We start from the raw sequence: 23,083 nt of genomic DNA, 5'->3' as shown, positions 1-23,083 counted from the left end.
CAGAACGTGGTGACCTTTCAGTCCGCTAGATCAGGAGTTCGCGTGTCCCTCTTCCTTATCGTTGCCTTGCCTTTCCTTGGTGCTTTGCTACCCGGACTGATGAATTCCGCAGGGCGCCAAGCCTGCGCCGGGGTCACCTTCATGGTTACCCTCGTGGCCTTTGTGGGCCTGCTCACCCATTTGCCCGCCGTGCTGGCCGGAGAGGTGCTGACCGCGCGGGTTGACTGGATCCCGCAGCTTGGTCTGAACCTGACCTTGATGCTCGACAGTCTTGGCTTTTTCTTTGCCTGTCTGATCCTTGGCATCGGTCTACTTATCATCGCCTATGCGCGCTCTTATCTGTCGCGCAATGATCATATGGGTGAGTTTTTCACCTATCTCTTGCTCTTCCAAGGCGCAATGGTCGGCATTGTTCTGAGCGATAACGTGTTGATTCTGCTAATCTTCTGGGAGCTGACCTCGCTATCGTCTTTCCTGCTGATCGGCTATTGGAAGCATCTCCCCGAAGGCCGCCAAGGGGCGCGGATGGCGCTGACCGTGACGGGCATGGGCGGGCTTGCGATGATCGGTGGCATGTTGCTGCTGGGGCAGATCGTCGGCAGCTATGACCTGAGCGTGATCTTGGAGAACCGGGAGGCGATCCAAGCCTCGCCGCTCTATCTGCCCGCGCTGATCCTGATCCTGCTGGGCTGTTTCACCAAATCGGCGCAGTTCCCCTTCCACTTTTGGCTGCCCCACGCCATGGCCGCGCCCACGCCGGTCTCGGCCTATCTGCACTCCGCCACGATGGTGAAGGCGGGGATCTTCCTGATGGCGCGGATGTGGCCGGTGCTCTCTGGCACGCCGGAGTGGTTCGTCATCGTCACCACGGCGGGGCTGATCACCATGGTGCTGGGCGCGGTGATCGCGCTGTTCAAACATGACCTGAAGGCGCTTTTGGCCTTCTCGACGGTCAGCCACCTTGGTCTGATCACCATGCTTCTGGGCACTGGCACGGCCTTTGGCGCGCTGGCGGCGGTGTTTCACATCCTGAACCACGCGACCTTCAAGGCCGCGCTCTTCATGTCGGCGGGGATCGTGGATCACGCGGTGCATACGCGCGATATCCGCCGTTTGGGCGGGCTGCGGCATCTGATGCCGGTAACCTTCGTGATCGCCACGCTGGCGTCGCTTTCGATGGCGGGGATCCCGCTGTTCAATGGCTTCCTGTCGAAAGAGATGATGCTGGAAGAGACGCTGCACACCACGCTTTTCGATCTGCCGTGGCTGGTGCCTGCGCTTGCGACCTTCGGCGCGCTCTTCTCCGCGGCCTATAGTTTCCGGCTGATCGGCCACACCTTCCTTGGCAAGGAGCGTGACGATTATCCTGATCATCCGCATGATCCCAAGCCCGGCCTCTGGCTGCCGCCGGCGCTCTTGATCATTCCCGTGGTGGTGATCGGCCTCGCGCCGTTTCTGGCCGAGCCTTTCGTCAAGCTGGTGACCGCCTCTGTCCTCGGCGACGCAGCCGAGATGTCTTCTGCGCATTTCAAAATCTGGCACGGGCTGGGGCCGGCGCTTTATATGTCGATCATCGCGGTCGTGGGCGGGCTGATCTTGCTGACGCTCTTCACCCCGCTGCTGCGCGTCTGGGATGCCGCACCCCGGCCCGAGGCCAAGCGTATCTTTGACCGGATCATCGCGGCCTCTGTCGGCCTGTCGCAGGCGGTATCGCTGCGGCTGCACAACGGGGCTTTCTCACGCTATGCCGCCGTGATGGCGGTGACCGTTGTGGGCGTGGGCTATTACGCCTGGGCCACCGGCACGGTGGGCGCGGCGAGCCGCGTGCTTCAGCCGACCAACGCCGTGCAGATCGCGGGCTGGCTGATGCTGGTCGCGGCGGCCTGCGGGCTGGTGTTCCTGCACCGCAACCGCCTGTTGTCGCTGATCCTGATCGGCATCGTCGGGCTGATCGTCTCGGCCGGTTTCGTCTTCTTCAGCGCGCCTGACTTGGCGATGACTCAGCTGACGGTCGAGGTGGTGACGATCATCCTGCTGCTCTTGGCGCTGAACTTCCTGCCCAACCGCACACCCATTGAAAGCAGCGTGCTGCGCCGGACGCGGGACGTTGTCGTCTCCCTCGCGGCGGGGGCGGCGACCATGGCGCTGTCCTACCATTACCTGCTGCGCGACACCGTGGCGCCGAGCATTTCCGAATTCCACCTCGCCAACTCCTACAAGGGTGGCGGCGGTACCAATGTGGTGAACGTGATCCTCGTGGATTTCCGGGGTTTCGACACCTATGGCGAGATCATCGTGCTGGGCATCGCCGCCCTGCTGATCTACGCGCTGACCGAGACGCTGCTCTCGGGCCCGGTGCGGGCGCGTTTGCTGAACCGCAAACCTGACCAGCCGCGCGCGGGCGACCGGCACCCGATGATGATGGTGGTGATGACCCGCGTGATCATGCCGGTGGTGCTGATGGTGGGTTTCTACATCTTCCTGCGCGGTCATAACGAGCCGGGGGGCGGTTTCATCGCCGGTTTGATCGTCTCTATCGCCGTGGTGATGCAATATATGGCCAGCGGCTTTGCCTGGGCCTCGGCGCGGCTGCGCTATCCCTATCATGGGATCATCGGCACCGGCGTCTTGATCGCGGGGCTGACGGGGATCGGATCGTGGCTTTTTGCAAAGCCGTTCCTGACATCGGACTTCACCTATGTGCGCATCCCGCCCTTCGACAAGTTCGAACTGGCGACGGCGGCGCTGTTCGATCTGGGCGTGTTCCTTGCCGTAGTGGGGGCGGTGATGCTGTCGCTCGAAAGCTTCTCGCGGCTGGCGCGCCGGGCGCATGTGCCCGAGGCGGATCATCCGATGGACATCGACCCATCGCGCGAAGACAACACCAAGGCGGAGGCATAACATGGAACTTCTCGTCGCATCCGCCATCGGCATCCTGACAGCCTCTGGCCTCTACCTCGTGCTGCGCTTGCGGAGCTTTCCCGTCATCATGGGCACATCGCTGCTGACCTATGCGGTGAACGTCTTTCTCTTTGCCTCGGGCCGTTTGACCGTGGGCGCACCGCCGATCCTGAGCGATGCCGCGCGCTATACCGATCCGCTGCCGCAAGCGCTGGTGCTGACCGCCATCGTGATTTCCTTTGGCATGACCGCCGTGGTGGTGATGATCGCCCTCGGGGCCTATCTGGGCAATAAGGATGATCATGTGGACGAGCCGCTGACCGATACCAAGGCGGAGGACCGCACATGACCCATTGGCTGATCCTGCCCATCGTGCTGCCTGCGTTTATCGCGCCTTTCATCATTCTGGCCGCACGCTATCACATCACCATCCAGCGGGTGCTGTCGCTGTTTGGCGCGCTTGCGCTGGTCGTCGTGGGGCTTGGCCTCTCTGTCGAGGCGGCGAGCGGCAAGGTCATGCTCTACCGTCTCAGCGATTGGGCCGCGCCCTTTGGCATCGTGCTGGTCGGCGACCGCCTGTCGACGCTGATGGTCACGCTGACGGCGGTGCTGGCGCTGTTTGTACTGCTTTATGTCATCGGGTCGAAATGGGACGAACGCGGGCGGCATTTTCATGCGCTGTTCCAGTTCCAACTGATGGGGATCATGGGCGCCTTCCTGACGGGCGACCTTTTCAACCTCTTCGTCTTTTTCGAAGTGCTGCTGATCGCCTCCTACGGGTTGATGATCCACGCCGGTGGCACGCCGCGTCTGCGGGCTGGGGTGCAATATGTGCTCTATAACCTGCTGGGCTCGACGCTGTTCCTCTTTGCGCTCGGCGCAATCTATGCCGAGACGGGGACGCTCAACATGGCCGATCTGGCGCAGCGGGTGGCCTTGATCGATGCAGGCGCGACCGTGGGCATCCGCATTGCGGCGGTGCTGCTCTTGATGGTCTTTGCGGTCAAAGCCGCCGTGGTGCCGCTGCACTTCTGGCTCCCGTCGAGCTATGCCGAAGCACCCGGCCCGGTGGCGGCGCTTTTCGCCATCATGACCAAGGTCGGCGCCTATGCGATCATCCGCGTCTATACGCTGATCTTCCCGCCCGAACTGGCCGTGACGGCGGATCTGCACACCACATGGCTGCTTCCCGCAGCACTGCTGTCGCTGGCGCTTGGCATGATCGGCGTGCTGGCGGCCAAGCAGTTGGACCGTATGGTGGCCTTTTCCGTCATCGGCTCCATGGGCATGGTGATGATCTCGATCGCGCTGTTCACGCCCGAGGGGATTGCGGCGGCGCTTTACTATATCGTGCATTCGACACTGGCCGCGGGCGCGCTGTTCCTGATTGCCGATTTGGCGCGGGCAGGGCGCGACAACCTTGATCTGACGGCGCAGCCGCAGGTGGCGGGGGCCAAGCTGACCTCGGCCCTGTTCTTTGTTGCCGCCATCGCCATGGTCGGCGTGCCGCCGCTTTCCGGCTTTCTGGGCAAGCTGCTGATCATGGATGCCGCCGCCGCCAGCGATGCTTGGGTCTGGATCTGGGCCGTGATCTTGGGCGCGAGCCTTTTGAGCCTCGTGGGCTTTGGCCGCGCGGGCAGCGTGGTCTTCTGGAAGGCGCGCAGCGTCACGCCGGAGGAGGGGGCAACCCCCGCTGAGCGCCCCTCGGCGTTGAGCTATGTCGCGGTGGGTGGGCTCTTGGCCCTGCTGGTGGCGCATACACTGCTGGCCGGACTGGCCACCCAATATGCCACCACGATTTCAAAGCAATTGTTCGGGCCGGAACGTTACCTGACCACCGTGTTGGAGACCCCCGGCAAACTGTCGGACGGCAAAGAGGAGGCCCATTGACATGATGCGACCGATCCGTTGGCTCTTGCCGCACCCGTTTCTGACCCTGCTGCTGACCGCGGTGTGGATCCTGCTGCAAAACAAGTTCAGCGCAGGCATGTTGGTCTTTGGCCTGATCCTTGGCATCGTGATCCCGATCCTGACCGCGCGCTGGTGGACGGACCGGCCGCACGGCATCCGCCCGCTGCGAACGCTGGCCTATGTGCTTTTGGTGATCTGGGACATCGTCATCGCCAATATTCAGGTGGCCTGGATCATCCTGACCAAATCCAACGCCAGCATGTCACCCGCTTGGGTCGTCGTGCCGTTGGACCTGAAAGAACCCGAGGCGATCACGATCCTTATGGGCACCATCACCCTGACCCCCGGCACCGTCTCGGCGGACCTGTCGGACAACGGGCGCTACCTCTTGGTACACGCGCTGGACGCGAGCGACCCCGACGCGGTGCGTGATGAGATCAAAGACCGCTACGAACGCCGCTTGAAGGAGATTTTCGTATGACCCAAGCGACCGACCTTTTGACGCTGGCGCTCTACGGCGCGCTGACCCTCGTCGCCATTGCGCAGTTCATGGCGATGATCCGTCTGTGGATCGGCCCCGGCACGGGGGACCGGATTCTGGCGCTGGACACGATGTTTATCAACGCCATCGGCATCATCGTGCTTTTGGGCGTTTTGCAAGGCACGCAAATCTACTTTGAGGCCGCGCTGATCATCGCCATGCTCGGTTTCGTCTCGACCGTGGCCTATGCCCGTTTCGTCCTGCGCGGAGATATCATCGAATGAGCCCTGAGATCATCGCCACTTACTTCGTTATCGCGCTGCTGGTGATCGGCAGTTTCTTTGTGCTTGTCGCCGGGATTGGCCTGCTCAAGCTGAATGATCCCATGACCCGTCTGCACGCGCCGACCAAGGCCGCGACGCTGGGGATCGGGGCCTATCTGCTGGCGGCCATGGTGAACTCTTTCCTTTCGGGCACGGGGTCGCTGCATGAGCTGCTGATCATGGCCTTTATCTTTGTCACCGCGCCGGTGTCGGCCAATTTCATGGCCAAGGCGAATATCCATCGTCGCGATTGCCTGCCAAACCCGCCTGAGTTGCCGGATGGCGATACTTGGGCCACGCTGAACGTGCCGGGAGAAGACCGCGAGATCGAGGAGACACCGCCCCACGCCTGAGGCAGGGGGGCCAAGGTCGGATTCATTTCAAACTGTTACGATGGTGGAAACCTTTTCCTGCCAGCATAGGTTAACGGGCGGCGCTGCCCAACCGAAGCTGACCGAAAGGATCCTGCCATATGCGTCTGACCGCGCTTCTGCTGATGCTGTTTCTGCCCTTCGCCGCAGCGGCGCAAGACCGTGTGGCGATGGTCATCGGCGTCTCCGCCTATGAGGATGCCGTCACGCTTGACGGTCCGCGCGCGGATGCGGTGCGGCTGACCAAGGCGCTGGAGGGGCAGGGCTTTGACGTCACCACGCTGATCGACGCTGAGAGCGCGGCGTTCAAACAAGCGCTTTCCGACTTTGCCTTTCAGGCCGAAACGGCGGACATCGCCCTGATTTACTACGCGGGCCGCCGTGTCGCCTCCGGCGGGCAGAGCTATCTGATCCCGATCGACGCACCTTTGGCCCCAGCCTCGGCGCTGCGGCGGGAGGGGGTTGCCCTTCCCGCGCTCCTGCGTGCGGCGGGCAAGGCGCGGCAGATACGGCTTGTTCTGCTCGACAACTGCCACGCCGCCCCGCAGCAAGCCACCGCGCCCCTGCCACCGCCTGAGCCACGCCTTGGCACCTTGGTCGTGACTTCTGGCGAGGTGGGCGCTTGTGACGAGAGCGGTGAAAACGCGGGCCTTTTCGCCGAAACGCTGGCCGAGGTTTTGGCCCAGCCGGAGGTCGAGGTCGGGGCCATGCTGGATGATTTCCGCGCGGCTTTGCGCAGCCGCAGCGGTGGCAGCCTCTCAGCGCGGCGCTATGGGCGGCTTAACCCCATGCCATTCTTCCTCGGCGGCGGTGACGGGGAATCGGCCCCGGGGGACTGGGCCGATTTGAACGAGACACAGGGCCAGCGTTTGGCCGAATTGGCGGGGCAGGGCGATACCCGCTCGCAACTCGGCCTCGCCGCCCTGCAAAGCGATCCCGACGATCCGCGCTATGATCCGCAGAATGCGGCGGCGCAGCTCATGCTCGCGATTGAGACCGGCTCAGCCGAAGCGCGCTATCAACTGGCCCAGCTCTACGAAGAGGGTCGGGGCGTGGAGCAAGACGAGGCCCGCGCGATGCAGCTTTATCGCGACGCTGCCGAGCGGGGCCATGCCGGGGCCTTGAACGATCTGGGCTTCATCCACTTGCAGGGCGAATTGGGGCAGGAGGCCGACCCCGAACTGGCGCTCGATTACTTCCGCCGTGCAGCCGATAGGCGACACCCTGCTGCGATGTTCAACTTTGCCGCGATGATCGACGATGACAAAGTGCCGGGGCGCGGGGCTGCGGATGCCGCGCTCTACCTCTATCGCGCGCTGCGGGCGGGGGATGGCACCCTGCTGGGGCTAATGCAGGAGGAGCCGCGTTTGTTCGACAGTGATACCCGCAAAGCGCTGCAACGCAAGCTGTCGGATGTCGGGTTTTATGACGGTGCGATTGACGGGCTTTATGGCGACGGTACCCAAGCCGCGATCCGCGCGGCATTTGGGATGGAGGCGGGCGCGCTTCCGGGCGAAGCCACTGAAACAACTAAGAAAACGCCGGAGGCCGAGACGTCGGAAACGTCTCCGATAGCATCCGAGACGCCGCAGGAGGAGCCTGACCAAGAGCCGACAACCCAAACCGAAGACGCCCCCGAAATCGATGCCGAGCCAGAGCCCGGCGCGGATAAAAATGTCACCCCGGTTCTACGCCCCAAACAGGCCGCGCGGGAGTGAGTTTTGAAACAAGTAGTATTGCATTTTGCCCTCCAGTAGGTTGGCAAAATTAATCCGGTTGCAATATCGCGGCCGATGGCTTTTGATTGGCGCATCAGTCAATAAAAACTTCTCTGGGGAGAACACCAATGAAAAAACTGCTTATGACATCCGCTCTGGCGACGGTCGCTGCGACCTCGCTGGCCGCTGCCGAGTGTAGCGAAGTCACCTTCTCCGACGTGGGCTGGACCGACATCACCGCCACCACCGCCGCCGCCTCTGTCGTGCTCGACGCGCTTGGCTATGACACCGAGACCAAGATCCTCGCCGTGCCGGTGACCTATACTTCCATGGCCTCGGGCGACATCGACGTGTTCTTGGGCAACTGGATGCCGACGATGGAAGGCGATATCGCCAAATACCGCGAAGAGGGCAGCGTCGACACCGTGCGCGCGAACCTTGAAGGCGCGAAATACACGCTGGCCGTGAACAAGGCCGCCGCCGACATGGGGATCAAAACCTTCGCCGACATCGCCGCCAACGCCGATGCGCTGGAAGGCAAGATCTACGGCATTGAGCCCGGCAATGACGGCAACCGTCTGATCCAGTCGATGATCGACGAGAATGCTTTTGACCTGAAGGACTTCGAAGTCGTCGAATCCTCCGAGCAGGGCATGTTGGCACAGGTGCAGCGCGCCAGCCGCAAGGAGGAGCCTGTTGTCTTCCTTGGTTGGGAGCCGCATCCGATGAACGCCAACTTCGACCTGACCTATCTTGAAGGTGGTGACGATTACTTTGGCCCCGATCTGGGCGGTGCGACGGTTTACACCAACACCCGCGCCGGTTTCGTCGAAGAATGCCCGAACCTTGGCAAATTCCTCCAGAACCTCGAATTCAGCCTTGAGATGGAGAATGAGATCATGGGCGCGATCCTCGATGACGGCGAAAAGCCGGAAGAGGCCGCCGCCGCTTGGATCAAGGCCAATGCTGACGTGCTCGACACATGGCTGGACGGTGTGACCACCGTCGATGGCGGCGATGCGATGGAAGCTGTCGCTTCGCTGAAGTGATCCTCACGCTATGATGGACAAGACCCGCTCCAGATTGATGGGGCGGGTCATTCTCATGCGCAATTCTCCAATCCTGAAGGACTGACATGGACTGGCTGACAGAAAACAAGATCCCCGTGGCCGATGTGGCCGAAGACGCGCTGGATTGGTTGCAAACGAACGGGGCGTGGTTCTTTGACGGGCTGTCGGACCTGATGGAACGGCTGATCGAGGCGATCCTCTGGGTGCTGCAAACCCCGCATCCGCTGATCCTGATCGCCGTCTTCGCCGCGATCACATGGGGCATTCAGCGCAATTGGAAAACCGTGGCCTTTGTGGTGCTCGGCTTTCTGTTCATTCTGAACCAAGATTACTGGGAAGAGACGATGGAGAGCCTGACGCTCGTGCTCTCGGCTTGTGTGGTCTGCATGGGCGTGGGCGTGCCGATTGGCATCGCCGTGGCGCATCGGCCCCGGCTTTATGCATGGGTGGCCCCGGTCTTGGACCTGATGCAGACGCTGCCGACCTTCGTCTATCTGATTCCCGCGATTGTCTTTTTCGGCATTGGCATGGTGCCCGGGTTGATCGCCACGGTGATCTTCGTGCTGCCCGCGCCGATCCGGCTGACGCAGCTTGGCATCTCCTCGACCCCCAAGGCGCTTCTTGAGGCCGCGCAGGCGTTCGGCGCCAAGCCGCGCCAGACGCTGTGGAAGATTGAGCTGCCCTATGCGTTGCCGCAGATCATGACGGGTCTGAACCAGACCATCATGCTGTCGCTGTCGATGGTGGTGATCGCAGCATTGGTGGGCGCAGACGGTTTGGGCGTGCCGGTGGTACGTGCCCTGAACCAAGTCAACACAGGCTTGGGATTTGAATCCGGGTTGGTGATCGTTGTCGTGGCGATCATGCTCGACCGTATCCTGCGGGTGGGGCGGAAATGACTAAAGCAGTAGAATTCGACAATGTTTCCATCGTCTTCGGCGATAAGCCCGAGAAGGCGCTGCCGCTGATGGACGAAGGCCAAAGCCGTGCCGAGATCGAAGCAGCGACGGGGCAGGTGTTGGGCGTGCATGACTGCTCGCTCACCGTTGAGAATGGTGAGATCCTTGTGCTGATGGGGCTTTCGGGCTCGGGCAAATCAACGCTCTTGCGGGCGGTGAATGGGCTGAACCCGATGGTGCGCGGCACCGTGCGGGTTCATGCCGAGGGCTGGTCCTGCGATGTGCATGAGAGCAACGCGGCAGAGCTGCGCCGGGTGCGCCGTGAAGGCGTGTCGATGGTGTTCCAACAGTTCGGCCTGCTGCCCTGGCGCACGGTGCGCGACAATGTGGCGCTTGGGCTGGAACTCTCCAATGTGCCCAAGGGCGAGCGGTTGGAGCGGGCCGAGCGGCAGTTGAAGCTGGTGGGGCTTAGCGATTGGGCCGACCGCAAGGTGGGGGAGCTCTCGGGCGGCATGCAGCAGCGTGTGGGCCTTGCCCGTGCCTTTGCCACCGAAGCGCCGATCCTGCTGATGGATGAGCCTTTTTCGGCGCTCGATCCGCTGATCCGCACGCGGTTGCAGGATGAGTTGTTGGACCTGCAACGCGATCTTAACCGCACGATCATTTTCGTCAGCCATGACCTTGATGAGGCGTTCAAACTGGGCGGGCGTATTGCGATCATGGAAGGCGGGCGCATCGTGCAGATCGGCACCCCGCGCGAGATTTTCTCGAACCCCGCTTCCGATTATGTGGCGGAATTCGTGGCCAATATGAACCCGCTTGAGGTGCTGACCGCCCGCGATGTGATGGGGCCAACCGATGGGGCTGCCCATCCCGAGACCAGCGCCGAGACGCCGGTGCGGGATCTGATGGACGGTCTGCGCGGCCCGGAGGCGGGTTTCGCGGTGATTGAAGAGGGCAGGCAGATTGGCGCGGTGACGGCGCATAGCATCGTGGAACGGCTGAAACGCTAGGGCGGGGTCCAAACGCCCGGCAGCGCTGTCTCACGGAGGGCAGCGCTGCCCTCCGTGGTTAATAGGATCAGTTCGCCGCTGTCCCGAGCGTCTTCAGAATCGGACAATCTGGCCGGTCATCGCCCGCACAGTCGCGGACCAGCGTGCTGAGCGTGTCGCGCATCTCTTGCAGGCCGCTTATCTTGGCTTCGATCTGGGCCAAATGGTCCTTGGCGATGGCGCGCACATCGGCGCTGGCGCGGTTCTTGTCCTCCCAAAGCGCCAACAGGTTGCGGCAATCTTCGATGCTGAATCCCAGCGTTCTGGCACGGCCCAGAAAGGCCAGCTTGTGCATCTCGCTTTCGCGGAAGGCACGGTAGCCATTGGCGTCGCGCAGCGGCTTGACCAGCCCGATATCCTCGTAATAGCGGATGGTTTTGGGCGGCAACCCTGTGCGTTGTGAGACTTCTCCGATGTTCATGGGACGATCCTATTCTGCGGCTACGTCTGCGGCCACGGGGGCGGCGGCCCGGGGGCCGTGGGATGGGGTGGCGCTCTCGGTCAGAGGGGCGGCGATCCAGCGCAGGCGCAGGGCATTGCTGAGAACGAAAACGCTCGACAAAGCCATTGCCCCGGCAGCCAGCGCGGGCGACAAGAGCCAACCGGTCAGCGGGTAGAAGGCGCCAGCGGCCACGGGGATCAGCAGGACGTTATAGCCGAAGGCCCAGAAGAGGTTTTGCCGGATATTCGCCATGCTGCGCTGGCTTACGTCGATGGCATTGACCACCGCGCGCAGATCGCCCGACATCAGCACCACATCCGCCGCTTCGATCGCCACATCGGTGCCGGTGCCGATGGCCAGCCCGACATCGGCCTGCGCAAGCGCGGGCGCGTCGTTGATCCCGTCGCCGACGTAGGCGATGTGGTTGTCGCCTTTTCTCAGGTCGTCGATGGCGGCCACTTTGCCATCGGGCAGCACCTCGGCGACGACGCGGTCGATGCCCAGTTGCGCTGCGATGGCCTCTGCCGTGCCGCGGTTGTCGCCGGTGATCATCGCCACTTCGAGGTTGAGGTCGTGCAGCCGCGCGATGGCCTCGGGCGTGCCGGGTTTGATCGGGTCCGCCACCGCGATGACCGCCGCTAACTGGTTGTCGATCGCGGCGAAAAGTGGGGTTTTTCCCGCCTTGGCCAGATCCGCGCTTATAAGCTGAGCGTTGCCCAGATCAATCCCCTCGCGGGTCATCAGCCGGTCGGCGCCCAGCGTGACCCGGCGGCCGGCCACCAATGCGCTGACGCCGTAGCCGGTATGTGATTGGAAATCGATTATCTCGCGCGGCACGGGGCCAGCCGCTTCGGCCCGGCGCAGGATGGCTTGGCCGATGGGATGTTCCGAGCGTGCTTCGACCGCGCCAATCAGCGGCAGCAGTTCGTTTTCGGTCATGTCGTTCATCAGCACCAGATCGGTGAGTTCGGGGGTGCCCTTGGTCAGCGTGCCGGTCTTGTCCAAGGCAATGGTCTTGACGCTTTGCAGGCTTTGCAGCGCGTCGCCTTGGCGGAACAGCACGCCCAGTTGCGCGGCCCGTCCGGTGCCGACCATGATCGAGGTCGGCGTGGCCAGAGCCATCGCACAGGGGCAGGCGATGATCAGCACCGCGACCGCAGCCACCAAAGCATGGCTGAGCGATGGGCCAAAGGCCAGCCAGACGCCAAAGGTCACCAGTGCCACGGCGATCACCGCGGGGACGAACCACAGGGTGATGCGGTTGACCAAGTCCTGAATGGGCAGTTTCGCGCCTTGGGCCTCTTCGACCATGCGGATGATCTGCGCCAGAACCGTGTCACCGCCCACCTTCGTGGCGCGATAGGTCAGGCTGCCGGTGCCATTGACCGTGCCGCCGACGAGTGCCGCACCGCCGGTCTTTTCCACCGGCACAGGCTCACCGGTAATCATGCTTTCATCGACATAGGATTGCCCTTCGACGACGATGCCGTCGGTGGCGATCTTCTCGCCCGGGCGGAGGTAGATGATGTCGCCGGTTTCGATCTTTTCCAAGGGCAGTTCGATGACAGCGCCGTCGCGCTCCACCCGTGCGCTGGTGGCGCGCAGGCCCATGAGCTTGGCAATCGCGGCCCCGGTGCGCCCCTTGGCGCGGGCCTCAAGATAGCGGCCCAGCAGGATCAGCGTGACGATCACGGCGGCGGCTTCGAAATAGACCACGCGGCTGCCTGCGGGCAGTATCCCCGGCGCAAAGAGCGCGGTGACCGAGTAGAGCCAAGCCGCCCCCGATCCGAGTGCCACGAGCGAGTTCATATCCGGCGCGCCCTTCGCCAGCGCAGGCAGGCCATTGCTATAGAAATGCCGCCCCGGCCATGCCAGCACGAGGGTAGTGAGAATGAATTGGATGAGCCAGCTTGTCTCCATCCCGATGGTCGCGGCGATCCGATGGTGGAATGCGGGCAACAGATGGCCGCCCATCTCAAGCACAAAGACGGGTAGGGTGAGCGCGGCGGCCAGCAGGGTCATCCGTTTGAGGTGGATGGCCTCCGCTTCCTTGCGCGTCGCGGCCTCGGGGGTGCCCGCCCCGGGCGTGTCGACGCTGGCGGGATAGCCTGCCTTTGCCGCCGCATCGTGCAGGGCGGGCAAAAGATCGGCGTCTTCCAAGATTTCGACCCGCGCCTCTTCGCTGGCGAGGTTCACCGTGGCCGAGAGCACCCCCGGCACCGCAAGCAGCGCGCGTTCCACACGGCCCACGCAGGAGGCGCAGCTCATGTTCGACAGCCGCAAACGATGGGTGGTTTTGCGCGCCGGGTAGCCCGCCTGCGCCAAGGCGGCATCGAGTTCGCCCGCGTTAAACGCGGGATGTGCCGTCACGCGCACGGTTTCTGCCGCAAGATTCACTCGGGCCTCACCGATCCCGTCCAGTGCGTTTAGCGCTTTTTCGACACGCCCCACACAGGACGCGCAGCTCATGTTCTGCACGCCAAAAGTGAGTGTTTCCGCTTTGCCCATTTCACGCCCTCTATTCGTCTTGGGCTGAATATGGGGCTTCCAGTCGCTGGAGGGTCAATAGGTCATTTTCGGAAAATTGATTTGGTAGCGCGGCGGCACAGGCGCGGCAGCTTTGCAGCCCGCTAGGGCACAGAGGCATATGCACAAGAGCGACCACCACCTATCCCTTCACCGCCCCTATAACCGGAAGCATATCTTAATACCTTTCTGCGTAAGTCCTCAGAACCCGCTTCGTCGCTAGGCTGTGTCTTAAAAGGTTGTGAGCAAAGATATGCATTTTTACACTTATTTTCTCGGCACGTTCACGGCGCAGCACTTGCGCCGCCTTTCGGCCTTGGCAGGGCAGGGGCCTTGGCTTCGGATGATCGCGGCATCGTTTTGGACATTGTTCTTGCTGGCTTTGCTGACCAGAGCCGCCTTGGCGCAGCAGCTCATTCTCAATCCCGTCGCCGCGCCCACCGTGGTCGGGGCCGGCGTGGGGGAGCGGGCCTTGTGGCGCAACGCGGGCACGGTTGGCGGGGTGTCGGTCGATATCGTCGGTGAAATGGCCTTTGCCGGGCGGGATCATATTTTCGCCTCGGGCAATGGGCAAATCCAGATTACCTCGACCGGGCAAGACCCGCATTTCATGGATTTCTACCTCTATGAGGCAGGCACCCATAACATCACGACCAATACTGGCGGGGTGCCGGTGGTGGCGGATGTTTTCTTTCAGATTAATGACATCGACGGTCCGTTGAATGAGCAGGTCTATGTGAACGTCTGCGACGGCACGGTCGAATATGTCCGCATTGACCGCAGCGCGACGACCTATCGGGGCTATATCGAAGGGCCGGATGCAAACCTCGGGACAGAGGTGTTCTATCTTGCCGGGGACCGCAACTATAGCAACCAGCCGGTATCGGGGCTTGAAATCTTCTACCCGCAGACCTCGACCTTTCGCTTTGGTCGGACCGCCAACAGTGGCTTCCTCGTCCGGCTCGCCAATCCGACCTATGACGAAGCGCAGACCTATGACCTGCAATGCGGTGACTTCAAAGCACCCGTTTTGCAGGACGATCTGAAAGAACAGGTGCTGAGCGAGCCTGTGGTGGTCAACATCCTGTTCAACGACAGTCTCGCGACGGAAAACAACAATGCGCCGGCCAATAATTCGGGCCAGCCTAGCGAATATGCGAAACAGGCTGTCGATCTGATCCCCCCTGCTGGGGCGCAGAACATCGTGACCGATTCCGAGGGCCACCGGGTGGGTTTCGACATTCTGGGGGAGGGCACATGGAGCTATGACGACCTGACCGGGGAGCTGACCTTTACCCCCTTCGTCGCCTTCTTTGCCGCGCCGACGCCAATCAGCTACCGCTATCAATCGCCCATCATCCTGCCGAATGAGCCGCGGGCCTATTCCGCGCCCGCGCAGGTCTCGATCGATGTGGGCTCTGTCGGTCTGTTGAAACTGGCGCAATTGGTCGATACCAACCTCAACGGCTATGCCGATCCGGGTGAGACGATCGCCTATGTCTTTACCGCTGAGAACTTCGGCAACGTCGATCTGACCAATGTGCAGCTTGCCGAGACGCAGTTCAGCGGCAAGGGCGTGCCCCCGGTGATCACCTTTCAGGCCGCCACGTCGCTGTCGCCCGAAGGCACGCTGCTGGTCGGGGAGAAGGCCGTCTATACGGCGACCTACACGCTGGTGCCTGAGGATCTGGACACCACGATCAGCAACCAAGCGCAGGTCACGGCCCAGACACCGGGGGGGACGGCAGTCTCGGACCTGTCGGATTCCGAGAACCCCGGTGACGGGGATGGCGTGGCGTCGAACGGGCCGGGCGAAGGGCGTGATGATCCCACGACGATCTACGCAGGCTCCGGCCCCGACCGGGGGGATGCGCCGGTCACCTATGGCGATCCGCAGCACGCAGATACCGCGCAATATTGGATCGGCGCGCTGAATGGTGACGGCGACGGCTCGGCGCAACATTCCGTCGATGGCACCGGCGATGACCTTGATCGCAAGGATGATGAGAACGAAGAGAGCTTTCCCCAGCTCTACGGTGATCTGACCCGCACGGTGACCGTGGTCGTAAACGAACCCACCCCCGGCACTGGCTACCTGCAGGCTTTCGTCGATTTCGGCGGCGATGGCATCTTTCTTGGCGATCAGGTCGCGACCGATATCCAAGACGGCGGTCCGCAAGACCTCGACGGGGCGGTGAATGGAGAGATTTCATTCCCCGTCAGCGTGCCGGTCACCGCCGTTCTGACCCCGACCTTCGTCCGACTGCGCTGGTCTTCGACCGCGGGGCTCGATGCGATCACCCCCGCCCCGGATGGGGAGGTCGAAGACTATGGCATCACCATCAAGACACCGCCAGACGCCGACCGGGGCGATGCCCCGGCGAGCTATGGCGATCCGCAGCATATCATTGAAGGCCCCGGTGCGCCTGAGGTCTATCTGGGCAGCACCCCGCCGGATATCGATCTGCTGACGCAGAACTCCATCGGGGCCACGGGGGATGATGCCGACGGGTCGGATGATGAGGACGGGGTGATCCTGCCGCAATTCTACCGTGGTGGTCTGGCCGAGATCACGGTGACAGTCAGTGATCTGATCGCCGCGCCGGGGTCGTCATATCTGCAGGCCTTTATCGACTTCGATGGCGATGGCACCTTTGACCAAGCCGGGGAGCAGGTGGCGGTGAACCTGCAAGACGGCGGCCCGCAGGATAAGGACGGCCTCAGCAATGGCACGATCCTTTTCGAAGTGGCGGTCCCCGCGGGGGCAACGACACTGCCCACCTATGCCCGCTTTCGCTGGTCGACCGACAGCACTGGCCTTGTCACAGCCTTTGAGGGGGAGGTGGAGGACTATACGCTCACCATCTCAAGCGATCCGCCGCCGCTGGTCTGCGATGCTTCGCTCTATGCCATCGTCGACAGCCCCTCAGCGCTGAGGCGTATGACCTTCCGCGATGGCGGGGGGAGCTATGCCACAACGGTTGAGACCTCGGGCAGCACCGGACAGAACCGCGACGGCGCGTGGGGCTATAACGCGCTGGACGGCTATATCTACGGCGTGGATCAAAGTAGCCGCAGGCTTTTCCGGATCGATGGCGCGGGCGACATTACGGACTTCGGTAATATCCCCGGGGCGGGGGATGCATTGAACGCGGGGGATATCCTGCCGAATGGGCGGCTGATCTACGAAGTGGATCTGAATACATGGCAGATCGTCGATCTGAGTAATCCCGCCACGCCGATCGCCTTGGGCGAGATCAGTCTCTCCATCGGCGTCAATCCCGAAGATTTCGCCTTCAACCCCGTGGATGGCATCATGTACGGGATCGACAGAAACTCGGGCTTCCTGTTCCGCGCTGCGGTCAACAACGGCACCCCGGGGAGCGTGACACCCCAAGCGATCGGCCCTGCCGTCTATGCGGGCATGTTCGACGCGCTGTGGTTCGACCGTGACGGCAGGCTCTATGGCTATTCCAACACCACCAACAACCTCTTTGTCATCTCAACGGCGACAGGTGTGCCGCAACTGGTATCCGGCATTCCGGTCGATGAAGGCGGGCGCAGCGATGGCATCTCCTGCCGGGGGCCTGCACCGATCCCACTGGGGGGCATCTCGGGCAACATCTATGAAGACGCGGATGCCTCGGACGTGAAAGACAATGGGGAGACCAATTTCGGCGCGGGTGTGGGCATTTCGGTCTATGCCGACAATGGCACCCCGGCCAATACCGCCGATGACATCTTTCTGGTGACCACGGATACCTTGGCCGATGGCACCTATGCGGTGGGGGAGTTGATGGTGAACACGACCTACCGTGTCGCATTGGATGAGGCGGACCCCGATCTGCCGTCGGGGCTGACCATCGGCACCTCCAACCCGCTGCTTGGCGTTCCTGTCTCCGGCAATAGCGTGACAAGTGACCAAGACTTTGGCTTCGATCCGGCAGGCAGTGACCTCGAACTCAGCAAAATCGCTGCCGCTACTGGGACGACCACGCCGATCACCAACGTGTCAGAGGGGGATACCATCGATTGGATCATCACCATCACCAATGTCAGCGGCGGCTCGCCCTCGGGGGTCAAGGTGATCGACCAGATCCCAAGCGGTTTCGCCTATGTCTCGGACGATGCGCCCGCGACGGGGGATACCTATGACCCTGACACAGGCTTGTGGTTCGTGGATGAACTGCTCAGCGGAGAGAGCGAGACCCTGACGATCACCACCACGGTGCTGGGCAGCGGTGATTTCACCAATCAGGCCGAGATCATCTATAGCTCTCTGCCCGATCCCGACAGCGATCCCAGCACGGGGCCGCTGACCGATGATCTGTTCGACCAACTGCCCGACGATGACGAAGCCTCCTATTCCGTGACCCTCGTCACCGGAGAGCGGATTTTGACGGGCCGTGTCTTTATCGACAATGGGGCAGATGGCGGTACCGCCCATGACGCCCTGCGCAATGGCAGCGAAGGGGGGGCATCTTCGGCGGTGTTGGAAATCCTCGACAGTGGCGGTGCGGTACTGGCGACCCCCGGTCTCGCGACCGATGGCACTTGGAGCTATGGGCTTTCTGGCAGCTACAGCGGCCCGATCACGATCCGCGCGATCCCGGCGAATGATTACCGGGCGATCTCGGAAGCGACGACCGGGCTGCCCGATTTGGTCGACACCAACCCGCATGACGGTGAATTCACCTTCACGCCCGAGGCTTTCGGCAATCGCATGGGGTTGGACATCGGTCTGCTGCAACTGCCCAGTCTGACCAATGACAGGACCACGACCGTCGCACAGGGGCAGGTTGCGATCTTGCCGCATATCTATACCGCCACCTCAGACGGGCCGGTGACCTTCTCCTACGCTGGTGCCACTTCGACCCCCACCGGCGCGTTCAGCGCGGCGCTGTTCCAAGATATCGGCTGTGACGATAGCGTCGACGGTCCGATCACCGGCCCCATCGCCGTCACCACGGGGCAGACCATCTGTATCGTCTCACGGGTGTCCGCCGGTTCGGGCGCTGGGCAGGGCAGCACTTATGTCTATCAGGTGCTAGCGACCACGGCATTCGCCCGGACCACGGTGACCAGTTCGGCCAGCAATACCGATGAGGTCTCGGTCGCGGGGCGTTCCACCCAGATTGAACTGCGCAAAACGGTCGAGAATGAGACCCAAGGCACCGGGGAGGGCACCACCAACCTCGGCAGTGTGAACGATATCCTTCTCTACCGCATCTATCTGCAAAACAACGCAACCACGCGGGCGTCCAACGTCAAGATCTACGATAGAACCCCGCCCTATACGCAGCTGTCGGAGCCTATCGTCGATCCGCAACAGGTCTCGCCCAACCTCAGCTGTGATCTGGTGGTGCCGGCAAGCAATGTGGCCAGCTATGCCGGGGCGGTCGAGTGGAACTGCACGGGCCAGATGTTGCCGGGGGAGACCGGGGCCGTGCAATTCAGGGTCGGCATTCAATAGGTCGGTCGCTCTCTGGCCGGGGCGGCGGCGCAATTTGCTGCGCCGCCACCCGGTGTTTGGCGGATCATCAACATTGATGCGCATAGGAAAATGTCACCTAGGCAGAGCAGCCGATCTCGGCATGGGCGACCCCCGTCATACACGCGCTATCGCTTGCCTTCCCCCGCGGAGCCTGCAAACGGTAGAGCAAGCACAACCAGCCCTGCCGCCCCGACCAAAGCCCCCAAGGACCGCCCCATGACCAAGTTCTGCCTGACCGTGACCTGCCCCTCGCAACGGGGGATCGTCGCCGCCATCGCCAATTACATCGCCGAAACCGGCTGCAACATCACCGACAGCGCGCAGTTCGACGACACGGAGAATGGTCAGTTCTTCATGCGCATCAGTGCCGAAGCCGAAACCGGCGCCACGCTTGAGACCCTGCGCGAAGGGTTCACAGCGGTCGCGGAACCCTTTGGCATGACCTATGAATTTCACGACCAAGACACCACCATGAAGGTCGTGGTCATGGTCTCGCGCTTTGGCCACTGCCTGAACGATCTGCTCTACCGTGTGCGCATCGGCGCGCTCCCGATTGAGATCGTCGCCGTGATCTCGAACCATATGGATTACCAAAAGGTCGTGGCGAACCACGACATTCCATTTCACTGCATCAAGGTGACGAAGGAGAACAAACCGCAGGCCGAAGCGCGGATTATGGAAGTGGTGGAGGAAACCGGCGCCGAGCTGATCGTGCTGGCGCGCTACATGCAGATCTTGTCTGACGCCATGTGCCAAAAGATGTCGGGGCGGATCATCAACATTCACCATTCCTTCCTGCCGTCCTTCAAGGGGGCGAACCCTTACAAGCAGGCCTATGAACGGGGCGTGAAATTGATCGGTGCCACCTCGCATTACGTCACCGCCGATCTGGACGAGGGGCCGATCATCGAACAGGACATCGTGCGCATCACCCATGCGCAAAGCGCCTCGGATTATGTCTCGCTCGGTCGCGATGTGGAGGCGAGCGTCTTGGCGCGCGCGGTTCACGCTCATGCCCACCACCGGGTGTTTCTAAACGGGAATAAAACCGTGGTCTTTCCCGCATCGCCCGGCAGCTACAGCTCCAAGCGAATGGGTTAGGGGCCACGGCCCCGCGTCTGCCGAATGCGGCGGGGGCGCGGGGCCATCGGGCGGCTTGGCCGAGCCTGTAGGCAGGCGTAAACCAGCGTCCAACAGCAGCGGATCAGCGAATGATTTAAAGAGAGAAGTGGTGCCCCCACACGGACTCGAACCGCGGACCTACTGATTACAAATCAGTTGCTCTACCAGCTGAGCTATAGGGGCACTGAGGGCTCATTTAGAGAAAGGAGCCGGGGGGTGCAAGAGGGGAAATGCGAGATTCTTTCGGATTTTACACGCGCGCCGGGACGGGCTATTCAACGCCGAGATTTTCAAGGGTAAGCAGAGTATCATGCAGCTCGTTTTGCACACAGGTGTTCATTTCACGGAAGACGAGCGGCTGCTGAAATGCCTGCTGCGCAATCAGGACGATTTCGCCAAGACGGGCGTCAAAGTGCCCGGCCCCAGCACCTATCGCAACCTGTTCCGTGACACGCTCAACGCGATGCATAAGGCGGAGCCGTCGGAGGTGGCGCGGGATGTTCTGCTGGACGCGATCCTCGATGACGGGACAGCCAGCCGGGTGATCCTGTCGGATGCGAATTTCTTCCGCTCCCCTGCCACGGCCCTGCAAGAAGGCGTGCTTTATCCCGCCGCCGCCGTGCGCATGCTGCGCATGGCGCAGCTTTTCCCCGAGGATGAGATTCGCATCTTTATGGCGATCCGCAATCCCGCCTCCCTCGTGCCGGTGCTTTACGAGAAAGCGGCGGATAAAACCTCGGCCGCGTTCTGGGGGGAGCGGGGGCCGGAGGACCTGCGTTGGTCCGAGACGATCGGCCAACTGCGCGAAGCGGCGCCGGGGATTCCCATCACCCTGTGGTGCAATGAAGACGCGCCGCTGATCTGGGCGCAGATCATTCGCGAGATGGCGGGGCTGGCGCCCGAGACCAAGATCAAGGGCGGTTTCGATCTTTTGCAGACGATCATGTCGGAGGAGGGGATGAAACGCTTTCGCGGCTATCTCGACACCCACCCCGATATGTCCGAGGCGCAGAAGCGCCGCGTGATCACCGCGTTCCTCGACAAATACGCGCTGGAGGAAGAGATCGAAGAAGAGCTCGACATGCCCGGCTGGACCGAGGAATTGGTCGAGCGGATGACGGCGATCTATGACGCGGATGTCGAGGTCATCCGCGCCATGCCGGGCGTCACGCTGATCGCACCCTAAGTCCCGGCCAATTCGGTGATCACGTCATAGGCCATGGCCACATCTTCGGCCGTGGCGGTGAAAGCACCTGCCTGAAAGCGGATCACTAGGGCCCCGTCGATCCGGGTCTGGGTCAGGTAAATGCGCCCGTCGTCGTTGATCCGGTTCAGCAGGTCTTGGTTATGGGCATCGAGATCTTCGGCTCCGAGATGGCGGAAGGTGAAGAGCGAGAGCATCGGTTGGGTCACGATCTCGAACCCCTCCGTCGCCTCCAGCCGCGCGGCCAAATCCTGCGCCCATGAGACGTGATTGCGGATCATCTCGCGCAGCCCCTCCAGCCCATGGGCACGGATCAGGAACCACAGTTTGAGCGCGCGGAAACGGCGGCCCAGCGGCACGGACCATTCGGAATAGTTCACCACGCCATCCGCGCCATGGGTCTTCAGGTACTCTGGCTGAATTGCCAAGGTACGCACCAGATCGTCGGGATTGCGCAGGAAATGCGTGGTGCAGTCAAACTGCGCCCCCAGCCATTTATGCGGGTTCATCACCACCGAGTCGGCCCGTTCGACCCCGGCCCAAAGGCTGCGGAATTCAGGGCAGATCATGGCCGACCCGGCCCAAGCGGCGTCGACATGGGTGTAGAGCCCTTCGGCGTCGGCCACATCCATCACGGCGGCAATATCATCGCTGGCCCCCGCACTGGTGCCCCCGGTGCAGGCGATGATGCCCGCAGGCAGATGCCCCGCGGCGCGGTCGGCAGCGATGGCGGCGCGCAGGGCGTCCGCGTCCATCGCACGGGTCGGGCCTTGTGTCGGAATACGGACAAGGTTCTCTTCACCCAGCCCCGCGATCCAGATGGCGCGGTCGACCGAGGTATGCACTTCGGCCGAGCAATAGACCCGCAGGCGCGGCTGACCGGAAAGCCCCGCTTTGTTGCCCTGCCAGTCAAGCGCCCGTTCGCGCATGGTCAGCACGGCGCAAAGCGTGGCGGAACTCGCGCTGTCTTGGATCACCCCGATCAAGCCATCCGGCAGGCCGATCGCCTGACGCATCCAATCGCAAACGCGGGTCTCCAACTCCGTCGCTGCCGGAGAGGTCTGCCACAGCATGCATTGCGCCGCGATGGCCGAGACGAAATATTCCGCCAGCACCGAGACCGGCGCAGCATTGGCCGGGAAATAGGCAAAGAAGCGGGGGTGCTGCCAATGGGTCATGCCGGGCATGAGGGTCTGTTCGAAATCGTCGAAGATCGCCTGCATCGCCTCGGCCCCTTCGGGCGGGGCATCGGGCAGGGCGGAAAGCAACGCGCCGGGGGCCACCTGCGCGCGCACCGGGCGGTTGCGCAGACCTGCGTGGTAATCGGCGGCCCAATCGGCGGCGCGGCGGCCCCAAGCTCGGAAATCCTCCCAATTCATGCGCCGCTCCCTTGCTGTGGAATTCTGGTTGTCATCCGCATTTCCTGCCCCATGTTGTTGTATTGTCTCACTGTTGTTCCGCTGGGCTTGACCTCTTCAAGAATGTTGTCGCAGCGGCTATGGTGGTCGTCACGCCCTTTTGGGCGGTCTTTGACTTGGTAAGTAGCGATCAGGAAACCGTCAAGAATGG

16 protein-coding genes and 1 tRNA gene are annotated in these 23,083 nt (G+C 62.4%); 13 read left to right on the top strand and 4 right to left on the bottom strand.

The features are described from left to right. Positions 1–42: 42 nt before the first annotated feature. From ACGYK9_RS03400 to choV, 10 genes are all read left to right on the top strand, one after another. Positions 43–2,901 (top strand): monovalent cation/H+ antiporter subunit A, encoded by a 2,859-nt coding sequence (locus ACGYK9_RS03400; protein ID WP_394408558.1) that lies wholly within the window; start codon positions 43–45, stop codon positions 2,899–2,901. A 1-nt stretch (position 2,902) separates the two neighbouring features. Then, positions 2,903–3,250, top strand: coding sequence for a Na+/H+ antiporter subunit C (locus ACGYK9_RS03395; RefSeq protein ID WP_067260931.1), 348 nt, complete (start codon positions 2,903–2,905; stop codon positions 3,248–3,250). Further along, positions 3,247–4,791 carry a monovalent cation/H+ antiporter subunit D gene (locus tag ACGYK9_RS03390; protein WP_394408555.1) on the top strand — a complete coding sequence of 515 codons (1,545 nt, stop codon included), beginning with the start codon at positions 3,247–3,249 and terminating at the stop codon, positions 4,789–4,791. Before ACGYK9_RS03395 ends, ACGYK9_RS03390 begins: the two co-directional genes overlap by 4 nt. 1 nt (position 4,792) lies before the next feature. After that, positions 4,793–5,293, top strand: a complete 501-nt coding sequence (locus tag ACGYK9_RS03385; protein ID WP_394408552.1) for a Na+/H+ antiporter subunit E — start codon at positions 4,793–4,795, stop codon at positions 5,291–5,293. Further along, positions 5,290–5,577 carry a K+/H+ antiporter subunit F gene (locus ACGYK9_RS03380; RefSeq protein WP_067260936.1) on the top strand — a complete coding sequence of 96 codons (288 nt, stop codon included), beginning with the start codon at positions 5,290–5,292 and terminating at the stop codon, positions 5,575–5,577. Before ACGYK9_RS03385 ends, ACGYK9_RS03380 begins: the two co-directional genes overlap by 4 nt. Next, a complete protein-coding gene (gene mnhG, locus ACGYK9_RS03375; protein WP_394408549.1) occupies positions 5,574–5,969 on the top strand; it encodes a monovalent cation/H(+) antiporter subunit G in 396 nt (131 codons plus the stop codon). Before ACGYK9_RS03380 ends, mnhG begins: the two co-directional genes overlap by 4 nt. Positions 5,970–6,088: 119 nt before the next feature. Beyond that, positions 6,089–7,705 (top strand): caspase family protein, encoded by a 1,617-nt coding sequence (locus tag ACGYK9_RS03370; protein WP_394408546.1) that lies wholly within the window; start codon positions 6,089–6,091, stop codon positions 7,703–7,705. 128 nt (positions 7,706–7,833) lie between these two features. After that, positions 7,834–8,754 carry a choline ABC transporter substrate-binding protein gene (gene choX / locus ACGYK9_RS03365; protein WP_394408543.1) on the top strand — a complete coding sequence of 307 codons (921 nt, stop codon included), beginning with the start codon at positions 7,834–7,836 and terminating at the stop codon, positions 8,752–8,754. Between the two features lie 86 nt (positions 8,755–8,840). Further along, positions 8,841–9,674, top strand: a complete 834-nt coding sequence (gene choW, locus ACGYK9_RS03360; RefSeq protein WP_093925898.1) for a choline ABC transporter permease subunit — start codon at positions 8,841–8,843, stop codon at positions 9,672–9,674. Beyond that, positions 9,671–10,687, top strand: a complete 1,017-nt coding sequence (choV, locus tag ACGYK9_RS03355; protein WP_394408540.1) for a choline ABC transporter ATP-binding protein — start codon at positions 9,671–9,673, stop codon at positions 10,685–10,687. The genes choW and choV overlap by 4 nt, the downstream gene beginning before the upstream one ends. Positions 10,688–10,754: 67 nt before the next feature. On the opposite strand, the gene cueR is transcribed toward choV, so the two are convergent. Both cueR and ACGYK9_RS03345 read right to left on the bottom strand, forming a co-directional pair. Continuing rightward, positions 10,755–11,147: a Cu(I)-responsive transcriptional regulator gene (gene cueR, locus ACGYK9_RS03350; RefSeq protein ID WP_067260948.1), complete on the bottom strand. Its 393-nt coding sequence runs from the start codon at positions 11,145–11,147 to the stop codon at positions 10,755–10,757. A 9-nt stretch (positions 11,148–11,156) separates the two neighbouring features. Then, positions 11,157–13,676, bottom strand: coding sequence for a heavy metal translocating P-type ATPase (locus ACGYK9_RS03345; protein ID WP_394408537.1), 2,520 nt, complete (start codon positions 13,674–13,676; stop codon positions 11,157–11,159). 271 nt (positions 13,677–13,947) lie between these two features. Here ACGYK9_RS03345 and ACGYK9_RS03340 point away from each other — a divergent pair, with 271 nt between their 5' ends. Beyond that, positions 13,948–19,167 (top strand): GEVED domain-containing protein, encoded by a 5,220-nt coding sequence (locus ACGYK9_RS03340; RefSeq protein ID WP_394408534.1) that lies wholly within the window; start codon positions 13,948–13,950, stop codon positions 19,165–19,167. A gap of 237 nt (positions 19,168–19,404) precedes the next feature. After that, the gene (gene purU / locus ACGYK9_RS03335; protein WP_394408531.1) at positions 19,405–20,289 is read left to right on the top strand and encodes a formyltetrahydrofolate deformylase; all 885 of its coding nucleotides are present in this window, start codon (positions 19,405–19,407) and stop codon (positions 20,287–20,289) included. A 128-nt stretch (positions 20,290–20,417) separates the two neighbouring features. Here the strand turns inward: purU and ACGYK9_RS03330 are convergent. After that, positions 20,418–20,493, bottom strand: a tRNA-Thr gene (locus ACGYK9_RS03330). Between the two features lie 127 nt (positions 20,494–20,620). Between ACGYK9_RS03330 and ACGYK9_RS03325 the strand changes: the two genes are divergently transcribed. Further along, positions 20,621–21,496, top strand: coding sequence for a hypothetical protein (locus tag ACGYK9_RS03325; protein ID WP_322329625.1), 876 nt, complete (start codon positions 20,621–20,623; stop codon positions 21,494–21,496). Here ACGYK9_RS03325 and ACGYK9_RS03320 read toward each other — a convergent pair. Next, positions 21,493–22,893 carry a pyridoxal phosphate-dependent decarboxylase family protein gene (locus ACGYK9_RS03320; RefSeq protein ID WP_394408527.1) on the bottom strand — a complete coding sequence of 467 codons (1,401 nt, stop codon included), beginning with the start codon at positions 22,891–22,893 and terminating at the stop codon, positions 21,493–21,495. The two genes, ACGYK9_RS03325 and ACGYK9_RS03320, sit on opposite strands and share 4 nt — an antisense overlap. Positions 22,894–23,083 lie beyond the last annotated feature (190 nt).

Source organism: Sulfitobacter sp. 1A15258, assembly GCF_043557045.1.
Lineage (GTDB): Bacteria > Pseudomonadota > Alphaproteobacteria > Rhodobacterales > Rhodobacteraceae > Sulfitobacter > Sulfitobacter faviae.
The sequence above is the reverse complement of the archived record's forward strand: the minus strand, read 5'-3'. Positions and strand labels throughout refer to the sequence as shown.

What these genes read in the sequence shown, in the direction of transcription:
- choW (WP_093925898.1), top strand. Translation starts at nt 8,841, where the DNA reads ATGGACTGGCTGACAGAAAACAAGATCCCCGTGGCCGATGTGGCCGAA.
- ACGYK9_RS03320 (WP_394408527.1), bottom strand. Translation starts at nt 22,893, where the DNA reads ATGAATTGGGAGGATTTCCGAGCTTGGGGCCGCCGCGCCGCCGATTGG.
- cueR (WP_067260948.1), bottom strand. Translation starts at nt 11,147, where the DNA reads ATGAACATCGGAGAAGTCTCACAACGCACAGGGTTGCCGCCCAAAACC.
- ACGYK9_RS03340 (WP_394408534.1), top strand. Translation starts at nt 13,948, where the DNA reads ATGCATTTTTACACTTATTTTCTCGGCACGTTCACGGCGCAGCACTTG.
- ACGYK9_RS03380 (WP_067260936.1), top strand. Translation starts at nt 5,290, where the DNA reads ATGACCCAAGCGACCGACCTTTTGACGCTGGCGCTCTACGGCGCGCTG.
- purU (WP_394408531.1), top strand. Translation starts at nt 19,405, where the DNA reads ATGACCAAGTTCTGCCTGACCGTGACCTGCCCCTCGCAACGGGGGATC.
- ACGYK9_RS03325 (WP_322329625.1), top strand. Translation starts at nt 20,621, where the DNA reads ATGCAGCTCGTTTTGCACACAGGTGTTCATTTCACGGAAGACGAGCGG.
- ACGYK9_RS03395 (WP_067260931.1), top strand. Translation starts at nt 2,903, where the DNA reads ATGGAACTTCTCGTCGCATCCGCCATCGGCATCCTGACAGCCTCTGGC.
- ACGYK9_RS03370 (WP_394408546.1), top strand. Translation starts at nt 6,089, where the DNA reads ATGCGTCTGACCGCGCTTCTGCTGATGCTGTTTCTGCCCTTCGCCGCA.
- choV (WP_394408540.1), top strand. Translation starts at nt 9,671, where the DNA reads ATGACTAAAGCAGTAGAATTCGACAATGTTTCCATCGTCTTCGGCGAT.
- mnhG (WP_394408549.1), top strand. Translation starts at nt 5,574, where the DNA reads ATGAGCCCTGAGATCATCGCCACTTACTTCGTTATCGCGCTGCTGGTG.
- ACGYK9_RS03385 (WP_394408552.1), top strand. Translation starts at nt 4,793, where the DNA reads ATGATGCGACCGATCCGTTGGCTCTTGCCGCACCCGTTTCTGACCCTG.
- ACGYK9_RS03390 (WP_394408555.1), top strand. Translation starts at nt 3,247, where the DNA reads ATGACCCATTGGCTGATCCTGCCCATCGTGCTGCCTGCGTTTATCGCG.
- choX (WP_394408543.1), top strand. Translation starts at nt 7,834, where the DNA reads ATGAAAAAACTGCTTATGACATCCGCTCTGGCGACGGTCGCTGCGACC.
- ACGYK9_RS03345 (WP_394408537.1), bottom strand. Translation starts at nt 13,676, where the DNA reads ATGGGCAAAGCGGAAACACTCACTTTTGGCGTGCAGAACATGAGCTGC.